The following is a 15,773-nucleotide window of genomic DNA, read 5'->3' as shown; positions in this document are numbered from 1 at the left end:
CCCTCTGCGCGAGTTCTTGGACGAACGGCCCCTCCCGGCCGGTTGGCCCGGCCCTGTTGCGGGCTGACGCACCTGGCCGTGCGCCGGGGGCAGCGATCGCTCGTCCGCATGACCGATCCGGCCCTCGAAGCGTCCCTGACCTGCCCGCCAGGAGTCTTCAGCAGCCCGCTCTAACTGATCGTTTCAGAATGAGGTTCGCAGACGGCGGAGGCAGATGAGGCCGCAGGCCGGCTCGGCGTCGAGGCTTACGAGCCTGCTGCCTCGCATCCCGGCGCTTCGCCGGGCTCACGTTCCAGGTGTTCCGAGCGACCCCGCAGGACGCGCCGCATCTGCCCGTGGCGCGGCTGGTCGGTTCCGATCGCGCATCCGAAGGCTGATCAGCGCGGTGACGGTGAAGACGGCGGCCTCGTAGATCATGGCGTGCCGAAACGCGGCGCCCGGGCCGGCGGCGGGTGCGAAGTAGACGAGCCCCGCCGCAGCCACTCCGATCGACCCGCCCAGCTGCTGAGCCGTGGGCAACAGCCCGGACACAGAACCGGCCGCGGAGCCGTCCACCCTCGCCAGCACCAGAGCGAACACCGAGGCGGTGAACGAGCCGAACGCGGCGCCGCCGAGAGCCAGGACCGGCAACGCCGCCCAGCGTCCGGCCGCCGTGCCGATGAGCGGCGCGAGAGCCAGGGCCGTCCCCGCCAATACCAGCGCCGAGACCGTGAGCACGGCCGACTCGTGTCGGCGGGCCAGCGCGGGTGCGCTACGGCTGCCCAACACGGCCGCGGCCGCGAAGGGAGCCGACGTCAGCGCGGCCGTGAGGGCGGGATACCCGATGGCCGACTGCAGATGCAGGAACAGCAGATACGTGAAGGACGGCACCCCGGAGTTGAACACAAACACCAGCAGCACCCCCGCACGCGCCCTCCGGTCGCGGAACAGCGACGGATGCACCAAGGGATCCGGCCGGTGCGGGAGAGTCAGGGCGAAGCAGCCGAGAACGGCCGCGGAAACGGCCAGAGTGGCCCATGTCCACCAGGGCCAGCCGGCTTCCCCGCCCAGCGCGAGCGGCAGCACCAGCGCACCGAAGCCCACGGTGGTCAGTAACACGCCCACCCCGTCCACGCGCTGTCCGGCCGCGCCTCGCGTGCGAGGCAGTACGGTCGCGCCCGCGAGCGAGACGAGTGCCACCGGCACCGTGACCAGGAACACCGAGCGCCAGCCGAGACCGAAGAGGTCGGCGCCGACGAGGAGTCCGCCGATCAGCGGCCCGGCCAGCGACGCCACTCCCATCGTGGCACCGAACAGGCCGAGAGCCCGTGGGCGCCGGGCAGCGGGGACGGCGACCTGGATGATCGACAGAACCTGCGGGGCGACCAAGCCGCTGCCCGCGCCCTGGACCAGCCGGGCCGCGATGAGGAACGTGGCATCGGGAGCACACGCGGCGGCTACTGAACCGGCCATGAAGACGACGGTGCCCAGCACGAACAGCCGGTGGTAGCCGTACCGGTCGCCGAGGCGCGCGGCCGTGATGAGCAAGCAGGCGTAGGTCAGGGTGTACCCGGCCAGTATCAGCTGCACGGCACCTGAGCCGGCACCCAGGTCGGCCCGGATCGCCGGGGCGGCGATCTGCGCGACGGTGACGTTGAGCAACTGCACGAATGTCGCGCACAGCACGACCGGCAGTACGAGCCGCCCGCCGCCACCGGCCGCGAGCCGTCCCGCGCTCAGGAACGGGGAACCCCTCACGGGCCGATGCCGGCTCACGAGGCGAGGACCGCGGCGAGCTCGCCCGGCCGGGCTGCGAACGGGCTGTGGCTGCCGGGCAGGGTATGCACAGTGAACGGGTTACCGGGGAAGGCCCGGTCGGCTTCCGCGATCATCAGGTCCTGCGCGGCCGGTGCCAGCGCCCGGTCCTCGGCGCAGCGCAGGAAAGTTCGTGGGATTCGTCCCCACCGTGCCGCGGTCAGGGTGACCGGAGCCGTAGGGATCGCCAGGGGCAGATCAGGGCTCAGCGCGGACCGCCACCGGTCAAAGCGGTCCAGCGGGGTGTCGTGGTAGTGGGTTTCCCGCAGTTCGTCGAGGTAGGCGGGATCCGGTGAGAGCGGATTGATCCGTACGGCGCCCAGGGCCTCGGGGTCGCCGAGGTTCAGGTTCTGGCCCAGCGCGGTGGCGTTCTCGGGTGAGCCCAGGTAGTCGAAGAACCGCGGCCGCCCGCCCGGGACGAACGCGGACAGGTAGACGATCCGGTCCACCAGCTCGGGCGCCCGCTCCGCGGCCAGGGACGCGGGACCGCCGCCCGCGCTGTGCGCGACGAGCACGACAGTGCGATGGTGACGCACCTGGCGCAGGACGCTCAGTACTGCCTCGGCGCAGTCGTCCATCGTCAGGGGGGCGAGCCGTGACTTCTCGGTCAGCAGGCCCGGCTGGCCGGGCAGCAGGTATCCGGTGGGCAGGGGTGCGTCGAAGCCGTGCCCCGGCATGTCGACGGCCACGCTCGCAGCGCCCAGTCCGGCCAGCGCGCGCTGCGTCGCTGCCCACTGTCCGGAGCTGTGCCAGGCGCCGTGCACGAAAACGAAGACGGTGTCGGTCAGAGATACGTTCTTCATAGCTCCATTCCAGACAGGAACCACAGCGCCATCCATTCATAGATCTGGTAAGTGGCATGGCAATATCTTTGAGGTCTTGTCGGCAGCCGATGGGATCGATGGGATGGAGGGCGAGCCATGGAAGCGCGACACCTGCGGTACGCGGTTGCTCTCGCCGAGCACGAACACTTCGGCCGGGCGGCCGGCGAGCTGGGCATCGCGCAGCCGCCGCTGTCCAAGCAGATCGCCGACCTGGAGCGCGAGGTCGGGGCCCGGCTGTTCGACCGCACACGTCAGGGGGTGTTCCCGACCGCCGCCGGTGAGGCGTTCCTCGCGCGGGCACGCCGGGCGCTCGACGAGATCGCGGCGGCCACGGTCGATGCGGGCCGGGCCGCGCGCGGCGAGACGGGACGTCTGCGCCTCGGCTTCATCGCCTCGGCACTGCTCGACCCGCTGCCGGGCGTCCTGAGCCGGTTCGGCCGTGAACGGCCCGACGTGAGACTGGAACTGCACGAGATGGCGACCAGCCGCAGCAGCTCAGCTCTCGTCGCCGGGGAGCTGGACGTGGCCCTCACCCTCGGTCCGCCACGGGGTGGCGGAGCCGAGCATCTCGTGTCCGTCCCGATCGGACGCGACCACGTGATTGCTGTGGTAAGTACGGCGCACCCGTACGCGGGTCAACAGTCGGTAAGTGCCGACCAGTTGCGGCGACAGTCACTTATCGTGTCGGCCGGCGAGGACGAGCCCGCTGTAGTCGCCGGACTGCGCACCCTGCTGGGCACGGACTCATCGGCTCTCGGCGGCGCGACCGTCGCGAGGGACGTGCACACGATCATCGGCCTCGCCGCCTCGGGCGTGGGCGTCGGCCTGGGGCCGTCCCGCATGAGGGCGGTCCCGCGTCCGGGAGTGCGGTTCTGTGAAGTGACCCCGCGCACGCCCCTGCCCGATCTCGTCCTGTCCTTCGCGGGCCGCGACCACTCCCCGGTGCTGCGCGCCTTCCTCGACACCATCCGGAAGAACTGCCCCGACGTCGGTGCCGCACTCAACGGCCGGCTCCGGCACCACACTTGATTCGGGCCGGTCATCCCTTCGCATGCGCGTGTCCGGCCTTCCGGCACGGGTCGGCCTCGGCGTGAGGCGCACGGCGTACACGAGCGAGTCTCAGAACGTTGCGTCGCCCCGCAGGCCCAGGACCTGTCACCGCTCGCCGCAGTCACCGAAGAGGCTGAGCGCAGACCTGACGGGGCATCCAGGCGTCGGGGCTTGCGCCGGGGGCGTCCGCGAAGTCCCCGGATCGGTGCGACCGCGTCCAGCAGTGCCAGGAGTTGGGTGCTGTCGTCGCGGTTTCCGCCGGTGAGCGTGACGGCGAGCGGTGTTCCCTGGCGGTCGGCGGCGTAGTTCGCCCAGCATGCGTCACCGGTCCGCAGCACGCGGCCCTTTACTGATCAGTACAGAATGAAGTTCGTAGGCGGCGGAGGCATATGAGGCTGCAGGCCAGTTCGAGCAGGCCCTGATGGAGATCCGCGCGTCGCTCGTAGCGGATGCGGAGCCGCTTGAACTGGTGCAGCCAGGCGAAGGCGCGCTCGACCACCCAGCGGACCTTGCCCAGTCCGGAACCGTGGGCGACGCCGCGTCGATCAGTAAGGCAATTCTCACCAGTTCCTCATTCGGTGAATATGGTGGGCGCTCCTCAACCACAGGCACCCTGGCTGCTTGTGTACCTCTCTGCCCCCTCGCACGGAAACGCGCCCGCACCTGTCTGGCACGCCGGCATCTCGCTGCTGGACGGCTGGTTGCCGCTGACGATCCAGATCGTCGTTGGAGTACTGCTCGTCGTGGTCGTCGGTTGGCGAACCCGGCGCTGGAGATTGCTGTGGTTGCCCGTCGCCGCCGGTGTCGGGCTGCTCGTGGCGCTGCTGGCGATGTGGTACGTGGACGCCAACGCGCTCGCCACCGACCCGGCGCCGACGTCGCTGTGGTTGTGGATCGGGATCACCGCGGCGGCGCTGGCCGTCGCCGTGTTGGGCTGGCGGGGCGCACGCTGGTGGCGGCGGGTGTTGTCGGTGCCGGTGATCCCACTGGGCCTGTTGTGCACGGGACTGGTGCTGAACCAGTGGGTGGGCTACTTCCCGACCGTGCAGGAAGCCTGGGCGCAGATCACCGCCGGTCCACTGCCCGACCAGGTCGACGCCGCGCAACTGAGTGCGTTGCAGGGCAAGGGGAGCACGATGACCACCGGCCGCCTGGTGGGGGTGAACATCCCCGACACGGCCAGTCACTTCGTCCACCGCGAGGAGTACGTGTACCTCCCGCCCGCCTGGTTCACCGGGGCTCACCATCCGCAACTGCCCGTGCTGATGATGATCGGGGGCGAGTTCAACACGCCCGCCGACTGGATCCGCACCGGTGGTGCGCTCACCACCGTCGACTCCTACGCCAAGTCCCACCACGGCCAGGCACCGATCCTGGTGTTCGCGGACTCGGGGGGAAGTTTCAACAACGACACCGAGTGCGTCAACGGCCCGCGGGGCAACGCCGCCGACCACCTCACCAAAGACCTTCGGCCCTACGTCATTTCACACTTCGGTGCCTCGTCCGCCGCGGCTGACTGGGGGGTCGTCGGATTTTCCATGGGCGGTACCTGTGCGGTCGATCTCGCCGTCATGCATCCGGAGCTGTTCAGTAGCTTCGAGGACATCGCAGGGGACGAAGGACCGATCGTCGGCACCAAGCAACTGACCATCAAGGAGCTCTACGGGGGCAGCGCGGCAGCGTGGGCGAAGTTCGACCCGATGACCGTGATGGCGGAGCACGCCCGTTACACCGGCACCGCGGGCTGGTTCGTCAACAGCAGCCCCGGCAGCGGGCCCGGCGGACCCGGCACATGGGGCGGCCCGCACACCAACGGCCAGGGGGGAACCGGCGGTCGGCCGGGCGGGCACCGGGGCCAGCACCGGCACGGCGGCACCATGACCCGCCCGGGCCCCACGGGTTTCGGCGGACGTGACATCCCCGGCGACGGAATGGGCGGCCAGGCGGCCGACGCACAGAAGCTCTGCGCCGCCGGCGGCAAGAAGGGAATCTCCTGCACCCTGCACTACCAACCCGACGGCCACACCTGGCAGTTGGCTGCCGCCGCCTTCTCTGACGCGTTTCCCTGGCTGGCCGGCCACGTCCACACGCCGACCGCCCCGGCCGGTACCTAGTGCCGACCGGAAGTCCGTACGGCACCGCCCCCGATCCGCGAAAGCGCGGTCGGGGGCGGTGTCTGCGTAGGGTGTCCGGTCAACGAGCCGGATCGCACCGGTAGAGGGTTTGGGCGGTGTCGCCCTCCCCGGTGGGTGCGGTCGCCGGGGACCGCGTGCCGCCGTAGGCCGACGCCGGGACGCGAGTGCAGCTGGACCGTACCCAGTCGGTGATCCGGGTGGCGGACGTCGTGCCACCGCCGCCGCCACCGAACATGGCGCCCATACCGCGGCCGCCGCCCAGCAGGACGTAACGGACCTTGCCCGAGTTCACCAGCTGACGGAATCGGGCCTTGGTGGGGAAGGGGACTTGGCCGCTGAAGCCGCCCAGGGGGAGGACGTGGGCGCCGGTGGCGAGGATGTACGGGGACGCGTTGTTCCAGCCGTTGGTGGCGAAGACGTACCCGGCGGAGCCTCGGTGGGCGGTGGTGTAGGCCAGCAACTTCCTTTGAGCAACGGTGAGTTGGCCGTCGGAGTCGCCGAAGCCGCCCTTGTTGTGCCCGCCGCCCGGCGCCTTCGCCGTGCCGTGGCCGCTGTGGCCGCCATGGCCGCCGCGCGTGCTGGACGGACCGACGGCGCCCATGGTGGAGCTGCCGTACGTCGGGTTGAAGACCTGCACCGCCCAGGCGCTCGGCGCGAGGAGCAGGGCGGCGAGCGACGCGGCGAGACCGGCCAGGGCCAGCCGGCCGCCGTGCCGGGCGCCGCCCGGGCGGGCGAGGGCCAGCAGGGCGACGGCGGCCAGCCCCAGCACGCCGACCGCCGGCGCCAACCACGGCAGGAAGGACGGGAACTCGCCGGCGAGGTACGCACCCCACGCCACCGTCGCGGCGACCGCACCGGGCAGCGCCCAGGCGCGGCGTCCACCGGTCCGGTACGCGCGCCACAGCAGGGTGAGGCCGCCGCCGGTCAGCGCGGCGAGCGGTACCGCGATCACGCCCATGTAGTACGTGTGGCCGCCGACGCTGCCTGCGCTGAAGACCAGGAAGTACGTGGTCAGCCAGGTGCCCCAGAGGACGTAGCCGGCGCGGATCCGGTCCGTACGCGGCTTGCCCCGGCGCCAGAGAAGGCCGCAGACGAGGGCGACGGCGGCGAACGGGTAGAGCCAGCCGGTCTGCGACGCGAGCGACGAGCCGAACATCTTGGACCAGCCGTCCTGACCACTGTTGCCGAAGCCGCCGCCTGCGCCGCGATGGGTCTGGTCGGACAGTGGGGCGGACCCCGTCCGCTGTCCGCCTTGCCTGCCGGGCGTGCCGCCGCCATCGGCGTTCCGCAGGTGTGGGGCGTCGCCGCGACGGGCGCCCGCACCGTCACTCGACCCGGCACCGTACGACGCGCCGCCGTCATGGCCCCCGTTGAGACTGCCGTCACGACTCGCGCCGTGACCCGTGTTGTGTCCGCCACCGCCCCGCGTCGCACTGATGCTGCCGGTGGAGGCGGCGCTGATGCCCAGGGACGAGAAGCGGTTGAGGAAGTTGTAACCGACCACCATGCTGAACGCGGAGTTGTTCGTGGTGCCGTCGACGTACGGCCGGTCCTTGGCCGGGGTGAGGGCGACGGCCACCATCCACGAGGCGGAGACGGCGGTCATCACCACCGCGGAGAGCCCGAGGCGCACCAGCCGCTTCCGCAGCGGGATCGGTGCCGAAATCAGGTACACGACGGCGAGCGCGGGAAGGACCGCCCACGCCTCCAGCATCTTCGACTGGAAGCCGATGCCGACCCAGACACCGGCCATCACCAGCGGCCGCAACCGGCCTGCCTCCGCGGCGCGTTGGGTGGCCTCGGCCGCGAGCAGCACGCACAGGGTGAACAACGGGTCCTCGACGGCGGTACGGAACAGCCCCACCGACACCGGCGTCAGCAGGAACGCGCCGCTCGCGATCAGCGCCGCGTTGTCGCCTGCCCAGCGGCGCACCACCCGGTACAGGACCAGCAGGCTCGCCACCCCTTCCAATACCTGAGGAAGCGTCAGCGCCCAGGGATGGAAGCCGAAAATGCGGGCAGAAATCGCCTGTGGCCAGAGGAATCCCGGCAATTTATCGAGGGTGATGGAATTACCGGGGTCAAAGGAACCGTAGAAGAACGCCTTCCAGCTCTCCGTCATACTGCGCGCGGCGTTCGCGTAGAAGGTGTGGTAATGGCTGTGATTGATCCCCCACGCGTAGAGCACGGCGGCAAGCACGGCGATGACCAGCAGCGCAGGTCGCGCGTAGGCAGGCTGCCCCACCGGCGATCGCCATGGTGCGCGCCGGATGGCGGCGCTGGTGGGGGAGGTTCTATCGAGGACTGTCGTGGCCATGCGCAGCAGTCTTGGGCATGTTCGAGGCACGTCGAGCCGCAGCCGGCTGTTCCAAGGAATTTCTCATCGGTTGCGGGGGAACCTTTTACCGACCTGATGCCGCCTTTAATCCGCGCAGTGTGATTCATTACCCGTGCCGGGGCGACCCGCGGGAATGGCGCTCAACTTGTCATTTGACGTCCGCTTTCACCCACGTTCGGCCGCGACGATCAAGAAGTTGGGCAGGTGGACATAGCTTTCGATACCGGGTGTGGTGTGCTGCGCCTCTTGGGCGATGCCGGGGTCGAGACCGGGCTCGGCGCATTCGCGCAGTCGGCATCCCAGGGCGGAGAGCTCGTTGAGGTAGGCCGAGATCGGGCGGTGGAAGTCGGGGGCGTAGGTCTGGGGGATCTCGTACTCCTCCAGGTACCGGCTCAAGCGGTACGCGCCGTGGGTGCGCCAGGTCGTCAGCAACTGCTCGAAGGCCGGGTGGTTGACGGAGAAGACGAACAGTCCACCGCGCCGTAGGGCCTGTACGCAGGCTCGCATGGCCGGTTTCCAATCGGGGACGGCCGGGAGCACCATGCTGCACACCACGGCGTCGAATTCGCCGCCCAGGTCGGGCAGTCTGGCGAGGTCGGCCTGGACGTACTGGATGCCCTGCCCCAGGGCGTCTTCCTTCTGTCGGGCGTAGGCCAGCATTCCGTCGGTGGGTTCGACGGCGGTGACGTGGGCTCCGCGGGCGGCGAGCATGCGGCTGAAGTAGCCGTGGCCGCATCCGGCGTCCAGGACGCGTCGGCCGCGCACGTCGCCGAGCATGCGCAGCAGCACCGGGTTGATCAGATGGCGTTTCGCGAAGTCGCCGTCCGGCTCCATCGCTTCCATTGCCTCACGGGGAAGGGTGTTCCACTGCTGGATGGCGGCTTCGTTCGTCGGTTGCGTGGTCACCGTCGGGAGCGTAGGGCACGGTCTTTGCGGCCGGCGCGAGGTCTCTTGGGCGAGTCGGACGTTCCGGTCACGGGGAAGTGCTTGGACAGAATTGCTGGTGGGCCCGCCGTCCTGCGAGAATTTCATGATCGAACCATTGAATCGTGAAGACCTTGTGCATGGATGAAATGTTTGCGTCGATACCGTAAATAGCGGCCCGGACGTGGGTCGCATCATGGCCGAAATTGTGGCGGTATTTGGCTGGATTAACGCGGACGTTATCCAAGGGAAGAGTGTTGCCCGTGCGGGGAGTTGGTCAAACCGAGATGAGTGACACAGTAGGGCGGTGGTGATCGCTATAAGGTGCGTGGGTCGGAGTGACGAGAAATGGGGGCATCTTGCGGACAGCTGGATCTGTTTTTAAGGCATTACGTGAGCAAATAGTTGACGATATTGCTGATGGCCGGACGGCTTCTTTCGATTTCTCATGGCCGGAGCTGACGGAATTCAACTGGGCGAGTGACTGGTTCGACAGTGCTGCTCGTGGAGATGCGGCTCCGGCGGTCGTCTGGAGTGGCGTCGACGGGGTGTCGCAGCAGATCACCTTCGAAGAACTCCGCGCCTGCTCGGACCGGGTTGCCGGGTGGTTGGTGCGACAAGGAGTGGGGCGCGGTACGCGCATCCTGATCTCGCTGTGCGAGGTCGCCGCGCTGTGGGAAATACAGCTGGCCGCACTGAAGTTGGGAGCCATCGTCGTCCCGGCCCCGCCCATGGCCGCCGGTGCGGAACTGATGAACGTGCTGGCCTTCAGCGGTGCCACCGTGGTGATCACCGATCCGGACTCCGCGCAGGATGTGCGACCGGCGTCGACGTGGACGGGTATCACTGTCGGCGGGCAGGTACCTGGCTGGTCGTCGTACGAGGAATCCTATTCGCATGCGGTCCGGTACCGCCCGCGGGCAATCCATCAATCCCGCGCACCCTTCCTGCTGGAGTACTCCGGTGGGAGCGAGGAAGGGAGCCAATTACGTGGCTGGCTCCATTCCCATTACGCCTGTGCGGTCGGCCGGTTGACGGATTTGTATTTCACCCGTCTTCGGCCCGGTCAGCGGTACGTCGCCGCAGCGCCCCCGGGCTCTATGGAACACCTGTGTTTCAGTTTTCTCGGGCCGCTGACGGCGGGTGCGACCACGGTCGTAATGGGGCAGAAGGAAAAACGATCCGCGGTGGATGTGGCAGCCCAGGCGCATAAAGAGGGGGCGCGCAGCGCGTACGTTTCCATGGCGATAATGACCGACCCGGACGCCGCCACCAGCGTTCAGCACACGCCGTTATCCGAGGTCGAGCTGCTCAGCTCGCTCACGGTGGAATCGCTGGCCCGGACGGATCCTGGACCGTGCGCACCCGTAGTGAGGGGAGGGGGGGCCGCAAGGCGAGCGTGGCCCGCAACACGAGGGTGGCCCGCGACGCCGGGCAACGTCCGCTGGGGAATGCGCCACCACCAGACCTCGACCGGCCTGATGGTGCGGTCATCGGGAACGGCCGGCGACGAGGACATTCGCACGACCGCCCTGCCCGGTCACCGGGTGAGCGTCGTGTCGCCCACGACCGGGGCGCCGGCGGAGGCCGGGGACCTGTGGCTCGGCTTGTCCGGCTGGTCGGACGGAAGCACACCGACAACCTCCCTCTACGGCGACGCGCACCGGCTTCCCGGCGTCGGGGCTCTCCGCACCGGCTTACAGGGCCGCCGAATGCCCGATGGTTCCGTCCGGCTGACCGCTGACCGCTGACCGCTGACCGCCGACGCGATACGTGGGCCAGCTGATCCGGCAACTACTGGTCCGGGAGTTCGCGGCCGAAGTGGCCGTAGGCGGCGGTCTGGGCGTAGATCGGGCGCAGCAGGTCGAGGTCGCGGATGATCGCGGCCGGGCGCAGGCCGAAGACGTCGGCGACCATGTTCTACAGGGCGTCCGGCCGCAGGGCGCGGCAGGTGCAGGATGGGTGTTCCGGGAGGGTGCGCAGGGTGGCGACCAGCACCTCGCGCAGCCGCTCGACGTTCTTGCCGAAGGTTTCCATCACCTCTTCCTGGGTCACCCCGAGCCCGGCCTCGATCCCGGCATCCAGGTCGGTGACCAGGCACAACGGCACGTAGCACAGGCCGAGTTCACGGGCCAGGACCACCTCGGGATGTGCGGTCATGCCGACCAGGGTCCAGCCCTGAGTCGCGTACCACCGGGACTCGGCGCGGGTGGAGAAACGCGGACCTTGGATGACGACCTGGGTGCCGCCGTCGATCGCGGTCCACCCGCTGAGGTCGGCCGCCTTGAGGGCGGCGGCGCGCCCTTCGGGGCAGTACGGGTCGGCGAAGGAAGCGTGCGCTACGTCGGGACCGTCGAAGTACGTCTGGGTACGGCCGCCGGTGCGGTCGACCAACTGGTCCGGGACCACCAGGCTGCCGGGCGGCACTGCGGCGGTGAGGCTGCCCACGGCTCCGGTGCCCACCACGCGGGTCACGCCCAGCTGTTGGAGTGCCCACAGGTTGGCGCGGTAGTTGACGGTGTGCGGTGCGTGCTGATGGTTGCGGCCGTGGCGGGCGAGGAACGCCACCGAGCGGCTCCCCAGCTTCCCCACGGTGATCGGGTCGCTCACCGGGCCGAAGGGGGTGTCCGGCAGCACGTCGTCGCCGTGGTCGAGCAGGGTGTACAGGCCGGATCCGCCGATGACGGCGATGTCCGCGGAGGGAAGGGGCATGGAGATTCCTTACGGGAAGAGCCGGTTGGGCGGGAGTGCGCGGCGATGGTCCGGTAGGAGGCGGCCGCCGTCTTCGGCCCGGCGTTCGAGGTGTCGAAGTAGTGCGTCAGGCGGCCCCGGAGATCGCCGTACGGGCTGTGTCGGAACCACTGCTGCTGTGCCTGGACGGACCCGGAGGAGTAGATGTGGATGCCTGTGCTGCGCTCGCGCCAGGCATCCAACGCTTCCACGGTGTCGGGGTAGACGTGCCCGGTCAGCTCGTTCCGCTGGTAGCCCTCGCTCCAGATCATCCCCTGGAGCTTCTTGAGCGGGCCGGCCTTGCGGTCCTCGTCGGACCACTTCTGCAGAGTGCGGACGGCCGCCGTCTCGTCGGCAACGGTGTCCGAACCCAGATACCGGCCGACCTCGGTGAGAGTCCGCTGTACTTCGGGATCGGCCCGGTGTGCGGCGATCCATCCGGCCAGCCGCGCCCGGGCGTAGGGGAAGAGCACCTCGTGGACGTGTGCCGCGGAACTGGTGGTGCCTTCGATGTCCAGGACGACGGCGCCGGTCATGCCGGGGCCAGGAGGTCGTCGAGAGTGGGGAAGCGGGAGGCGATGCTGTCCGGCAAGAACCTGCCGATCCACCCGTCTTCCTCTTGGAAGAAGCGGATCGCGGTGAAGGAAGGGGACCGCCCCATGTCGAACCAGTGGACCGTCCGGCTGGGTACGGCCAGCAGGTCACCGGCCGTGCACACCATGGCGTGCACCTTGCCCCCGGCATGGAGGTAGAAGCAGCCGGCTCCCTCGACGAAGAAGCGCACCTCGTCCTCGTCGTGGAAGTGCTCCGCCAGGAACTTTTCACGGGCCGCGCGGGCGCGTTCGGGCCACTCGGGGTCGGTCGGCGCGGGACTCATCCGCGCGATGTCGACGAGCCGGTAGCCGCCCTCGGAGCTGATGCGGTCGATGTGGCTCCGGTACGCCTTCATGACCCGGGCGTCGTCGGCGCCCGCGGGCAGCCAGTGGGTGGCGTGCCACCGCTCGAACCGCACGCCGATCTTGATGAGTTCCTTGTGGATGACGTCTAGGTCGCCGGTGCGCAGCAGCACCGTCTCGGGCGCGTCCGCGGGCATGATCTGCAGCAGCGTCACTGCGCCACCCCCTTCGCGACTCCGGCCCCGTGAGTGCCGACCAGCAGGGTCAGCCGACTCAGTTCCTCGATGCACTCCAGCCGGTTGCGGGCCTCTTCGAGGGCGCGCCCCCAAGTGGTCACGCCGTGCCGGTCGATGAACAGCGCGGGCGGAGCATCAGCCCCCGACCCATCGAGATACGCCGTCACGTCCTCGGCGATGCGGGGAACTTCGGGCCAGTTGGCAAAGACGGGAACCGTGACGAGAAGCGGATCGACCACACCCAGACCCTTGGCCAACTCCCAATCGGAGAAGGTCACTTGACCGATGGAGCCGGCCGCGCCGGCCAGGGTGGCGAGGGTCGTGGAATACGGTGCGTGGGCGTGGACGACCGCTCCGCATGGGGGCAGCTGGCGGTAGACGGCCAGGTGGATGGAGGTCTCGGCCGAGGGCCATTCGCTCTCGCCGAGCAGCGGGAGCCCCTTGTCGGGCTCGACGAGGACGGTGTCGTGGCGGGACATCGTGCCCTTGCTTCGGCCGCTGGCCGTGATCACGACGGCATCGCCGCTCCGTACCGAGATGTTTCCCGACGTTCCTGGCATCCAGCCGCGCTGGTAGAGGGCGCGGCAGGCCGCGGCGAGGTGTGCTCGCCGCAGTTCGACGTCTTCACCGATGGTTACAGGCTTCATGGGTGCTCGCCTCCTGGGGCGGTGGGTTGGTGTGCGGGGATGGACCGCAGCGCGTCGACGGGTATCGGGGCGATGCGCGCGGCCCCGTTCAAGGCGGCGATTTCGATGAGGACCGCGCAGCGGGCGACGGTGGCTCCGCACGCCTCCACCAGGGACCGGGCGGCGGACAGCGTGCCTCCGGTCGCGAGCACGTCATCGACGAGGAGCACGGTGTGTTGGGCGCCCAGCGCGTCGACCGGCATTTCCAGTGCGTCACTGGAGTATTCGCTGCGATACCGCGCGGACTGGGTCTTGCCCGGTGTCCTGCCCGGCTTCCGCGCCAGAACGAGCGGCACGGCGGCCTCGGCGGCGATGACGGAGGCCAGGACGAAACCGCGGGCCTCGATACCGACCACCGCGTCGAACCGCCCCCGGGCACGGTGGACGATCTCGCGTGCCGCGGCCTGGAGCAGGCCGGGCTGGCGGTAGACCCCCGCGAGGTCCTGGAAGTCGACGCCGGGGGAGGGGAAGTCCTTCACCACAGTGGTGTGGGAGGCCAGTCGCTCCGCCAGTCCGGGGGTGCCGACAGTCGGTTCGCGTACCCCGTGTTCGGAGACGACGGCGCTGATCACGTCATGCGGTGTCACATCGAAGGCGGGGTTGTAGACGGCCGTGCCGGGCGGCGCGGTCCGTACCCCACCGAGCGAGGTGACCTCGTCCGGTCCGCGGTGCTCGATGGGGATGCTGGCGCCGGTGGGGGTGGTCTCGTCCACGGTGGACTGCGGAGCCACCACGACGAAGGGCACGTGGTGCCGGGCGGCGGCCAGCGCCAGGGGATACGTACTGACCTTGTTGGCCACGTCCCCGTTGCGTGTGACGCGGTCGGCGCCGACGACGACGCAGTCGATGTCTCCTGCCTGTAGCGCCGACGCTGCGGCCCCGTCGGGACACAGCCGTACGGGTATCCCGTCGCGTTGCAGTTCCCATACGGTCAGGCGGGCGCCCTGGAGGAGGGGGCGGGTCTCGGTGGCCAGCACGGTCTCGATCAGCCCGCGGGCGTGGAGGTCACGAATGGCGCCCAGGGCCGTGCCCCATGCACCGGTCGCCAGACTGCCGGTGTTGCAGTGGGTCAGGACCCTCAGCGGCCGGCGGGTGGTGCTCGCCAGCAGGTATTCGGCGGTGTGCCGCGCGGCGGCGCGGTTGATCTGTTCGTCCTCCTCCAGCAGGGACCGCGCCTCGGCGAGGACCGCGTCGGCTCCGCGGGGGAGCGCTGACAGGGCCCGCGCCACGCCTTTGGAGAGGTTCACCGCGGTCGGCCGGGACTGGGCGATGCGGTCCGCGTCGGTCCGGACGGCTTCGGCGTCGGTGCGCCCGGAGACGGTGTGCCGGGCGGCGGACAGGGCGACGCCGAGCGCTCCGGCGATGCCGAGGGCCGGTGCACCGCGTACGGCGAGCGCGGTGATGGCGTCGATGAGTTCGTCGACGGTGGTGATGTCGAGCTGACGGTGGTGAGCGGGCAGCTTCCGCTGGTCGATCAGGCGGATGTGTCCTTCGTACCAGTCAAGTGATCGCGACACGTGGGTGCTCCCGGTAGGGGCCGGCTCCGGGTGGCGCCCGGAGCCGGCCCGGAAGGACAGGCGGTCAGAGTTTCTGCGTCAGCTGGAAGACGACGGAGCCGTCGGCCGTGGTGCGTTGTGCGTTGTGCGAGCACCTTCAGCCGGCCCGACTCCTCCCGCAGGTGCCGGTACTCGTCGAGAGCGAACTTCAGGCAGTAGTTGGTGACGAAGATGCTGTCGGCTCCGGACTGGGACTCGCGTATGCGTTCCGCGGTCACGGCGGCCATGGTGGGCGCACCGTCCGTACCGAGCGACAACGGGACCAGGTAGACGCCGTATTCGGAGTCGACGTGCGGCTGGCTACGCTCCAGAGCGATCTTGGAGAACCGGCGCATGAGGTCGTTCTGGTAGAAGTTGAAAATCGGGTGCCAGCCACCGTCGGAAAGGATCTGCATCTCCGACAGGAAGAGGTCGCCGGGCTCCAGGATGTTGTCCAGCATCGTGTTGATGGCCGCCGGGTGCTCGTTGCCCTCCTCGAAGCCGAGCATGGTCACCAGGTTGCGGACACCGGGCACCCGGTAGTCCCGGTCCCCCAACTGCTCGAAGAGGGTCTGCTGTGTTGTCTGCATATGCCCCCGAAACAGCGTGCTGCGCACCGAGTCCG

At 69.4% G+C, this 15,773-nt stretch carries 13 protein-coding genes and 3 pseudogenes; 3 read left to right on the top strand and 13 right to left on the bottom strand.

Features of this window, described 5'->3' with window-relative positions; translation table 11 throughout:
- Positions 1–285 precede the first annotated feature (285 nt).
- Positions 286–1,737 carry an MFS transporter gene (locus ACO0M4_RS31445; protein ID WP_430374466.1) on the bottom strand — a complete coding sequence of 484 codons (1,452 nt, stop codon included), beginning with the start codon at positions 1,735–1,737 and terminating at the stop codon, positions 286–288.
- Positions 1,738–1,751: 14 nt separating this feature from the next.
- On the bottom strand, positions 1,752–2,597 hold the full coding sequence (locus ACO0M4_RS31440) for an alpha/beta hydrolase (protein WP_366338374.1): 846 nt from the start codon (positions 2,595–2,597) through the stop codon (positions 1,752–1,754).
- Positions 2,598–2,714: 117 nt separating this feature from the next.
- Here ACO0M4_RS31440 and ACO0M4_RS31435 point away from each other — a divergent pair, with 117 nt between their 5' ends.
- Positions 2,715–3,647: a LysR family transcriptional regulator gene (locus ACO0M4_RS31435; RefSeq protein WP_430374465.1), complete on the top strand. Its 933-nt coding sequence runs from the start codon at positions 2,715–2,717 to the stop codon at positions 3,645–3,647.
- Positions 3,648–3,811: 164 nt separating this feature from the next.
- Here the strand turns inward: ACO0M4_RS31435 and ACO0M4_RS31430 are convergent.
- Both ACO0M4_RS31430 and ACO0M4_RS31425 read right to left on the bottom strand, forming a co-directional pair.
- Positions 3,812–3,964 (bottom strand): annotated as a pseudogene (locus ACO0M4_RS31430) (IS5/IS1182 family transposase); the annotation flags it as partial.
- A 50-nt stretch (positions 3,965–4,014) separates the two neighbouring features.
- Positions 4,015–4,212: pseudogene (locus ACO0M4_RS31425) on the bottom strand (transposase); the annotation flags it as partial.
- Positions 4,213–4,291: 79 nt separating this feature from the next.
- Between ACO0M4_RS31425 and ACO0M4_RS31420 the strand changes: the two are divergent.
- The gene (locus ACO0M4_RS31420; protein WP_430374464.1) at positions 4,292–5,782 is read left to right on the top strand and encodes an alpha/beta hydrolase; all 1,491 of its coding nucleotides are present in this window, start codon (positions 4,292–4,294) and stop codon (positions 5,780–5,782) included.
- Between the two features lie 79 nt (positions 5,783–5,861).
- Here ACO0M4_RS31420 and ACO0M4_RS31415 read toward each other — a convergent pair whose 3' ends face one another.
- Both ACO0M4_RS31415 and ACO0M4_RS31410 read right to left on the bottom strand, forming a co-directional pair.
- On the bottom strand, positions 5,862–8,120 hold the full coding sequence (locus tag ACO0M4_RS31415; RefSeq protein ID WP_430374463.1) for an ArnT family glycosyltransferase: 2,259 nt from the start codon (positions 8,118–8,120) through the stop codon (positions 5,862–5,864).
- Positions 8,121–8,306: 186 nt separating this feature from the next.
- Positions 8,307–9,047, bottom strand: coding sequence for a class I SAM-dependent methyltransferase (locus ACO0M4_RS31410; RefSeq protein ID WP_430374462.1), 741 nt, complete (start codon positions 9,045–9,047; stop codon positions 8,307–8,309).
- A gap of 377 nt (positions 9,048–9,424) precedes the next feature.
- On the opposite strand from ACO0M4_RS31410, the gene ACO0M4_RS31405 reads away from it, so the two are divergent.
- Positions 9,425–10,816 (top strand): AMP-binding protein, encoded by a 1,392-nt coding sequence (locus ACO0M4_RS31405; RefSeq protein ID WP_430374460.1) that lies wholly within the window; start codon positions 9,425–9,427, stop codon positions 10,814–10,816.
- A 43-nt stretch (positions 10,817–10,859) separates the two neighbouring features.
- On the opposite strand, the pseudogene ACO0M4_RS31400 reads toward ACO0M4_RS31405, so the two are convergent.
- The 7 genes and pseudogenes from ACO0M4_RS31400 to ACO0M4_RS31370 form a co-directional block, all read right to left on the bottom strand.
- Positions 10,860–10,979, bottom strand: a pseudogene (locus ACO0M4_RS31400) (methionine adenosyltransferase domain-containing protein); the annotation flags it as partial.
- A gap of 6 nt (positions 10,980–10,985) precedes the next feature.
- Positions 10,986–11,777, bottom strand: a complete 792-nt coding sequence (locus ACO0M4_RS31395; protein WP_430374459.1) for an S-methyl-5'-thioadenosine phosphorylase — start codon at positions 11,775–11,777, stop codon at positions 10,986–10,988.
- The gene (gene mtnC, locus ACO0M4_RS31390; protein WP_430374457.1) at positions 11,672–12,331 is read right to left on the bottom strand and encodes an acireductone synthase; all 660 of its coding nucleotides are present in this window, start codon (positions 12,329–12,331) and stop codon (positions 11,672–11,674) included. The genes ACO0M4_RS31395 and mtnC overlap by 106 nt, the downstream gene beginning before the upstream one ends.
- Positions 12,328–12,906, bottom strand: a complete 579-nt coding sequence (locus ACO0M4_RS31385; RefSeq protein WP_430374456.1) for a 1,2-dihydroxy-3-keto-5-methylthiopentene dioxygenase — start codon at positions 12,904–12,906, stop codon at positions 12,328–12,330. The genes mtnC and ACO0M4_RS31385 overlap by 4 nt, the downstream gene beginning before the upstream one ends.
- Positions 12,903–13,574, bottom strand: a complete 672-nt coding sequence (mtnB, locus tag ACO0M4_RS31380) for a methylthioribulose 1-phosphate dehydratase (protein WP_430374454.1) — start codon at positions 13,572–13,574, stop codon at positions 12,903–12,905. The genes ACO0M4_RS31385 and mtnB overlap by 4 nt, the downstream gene beginning before the upstream one ends.
- A complete protein-coding gene (gene mtnA / locus ACO0M4_RS31375) occupies positions 13,571–15,130 on the bottom strand; it encodes an S-methyl-5-thioribose-1-phosphate isomerase (protein WP_430374453.1) in 1,560 nt (519 codons plus the stop codon). The genes mtnB and mtnA overlap by 4 nt, the downstream gene beginning before the upstream one ends.
- The gene (locus tag ACO0M4_RS31370; protein WP_430375380.1) at positions 15,088–15,738 is read right to left on the bottom strand and encodes a hypothetical protein; all 651 of its coding nucleotides are present in this window, start codon (positions 15,736–15,738) and stop codon (positions 15,088–15,090) included. Before ACO0M4_RS31370 ends, mtnA begins: the two co-directional genes overlap by 43 nt.
- Between the last annotated feature and the right edge of the window lie 35 nt (positions 15,739–15,773).

Source organism: Streptomyces sp. RGM 3693, from assembly GCF_050471125.1.
Taxonomy (GTDB): Bacteria; Actinomycetota; Actinomycetes; order Streptomycetales; family Streptomycetaceae; genus Streptomyces.
This window is presented reverse-complemented; position numbering and strand designations above follow the sequence as displayed.

What these genes read in the sequence shown, in the direction of transcription:
- ACO0M4_RS31435 (WP_430374465.1), top strand. Translation starts at nt 2,715, where the DNA reads ATGGAAGCGCGACACCTGCGGTACGCGGTTGCTCTCGCCGAGCACGAA.
- ACO0M4_RS31440 (WP_366338374.1), bottom strand. Translation starts at nt 2,597, where the DNA reads ATGAAGAACGTATCTCTGACCGACACCGTCTTCGTTTTCGTGCACGGC.
- ACO0M4_RS31370 (WP_430375380.1), bottom strand. Translation starts at nt 15,738, where the DNA reads ATGCAGACAACACAGCAGACCCTCTTCGAGCAGTTGGGGGACCGGGAC.
- ACO0M4_RS31395 (WP_430374459.1), bottom strand. Translation starts at nt 11,777, where the DNA reads ATGCCCCTTCCCTCCGCGGACATCGCCGTCATCGGCGGATCCGGCCTG.
- ACO0M4_RS31415 (WP_430374463.1), bottom strand. Translation starts at nt 8,120, where the DNA reads ATGGCCACGACAGTCCTCGATAGAACCTCCCCCACCAGCGCCGCCATC.
- mtnC (WP_430374457.1), bottom strand. Translation starts at nt 12,331, where the DNA reads ATGACCGGCGCCGTCGTCCTGGACATCGAAGGCACCACCAGTTCCGCG.
- mtnB (WP_430374454.1), bottom strand. Translation starts at nt 13,574, where the DNA reads ATGAAGCCTGTAACCATCGGTGAAGACGTCGAACTGCGGCGAGCACAC.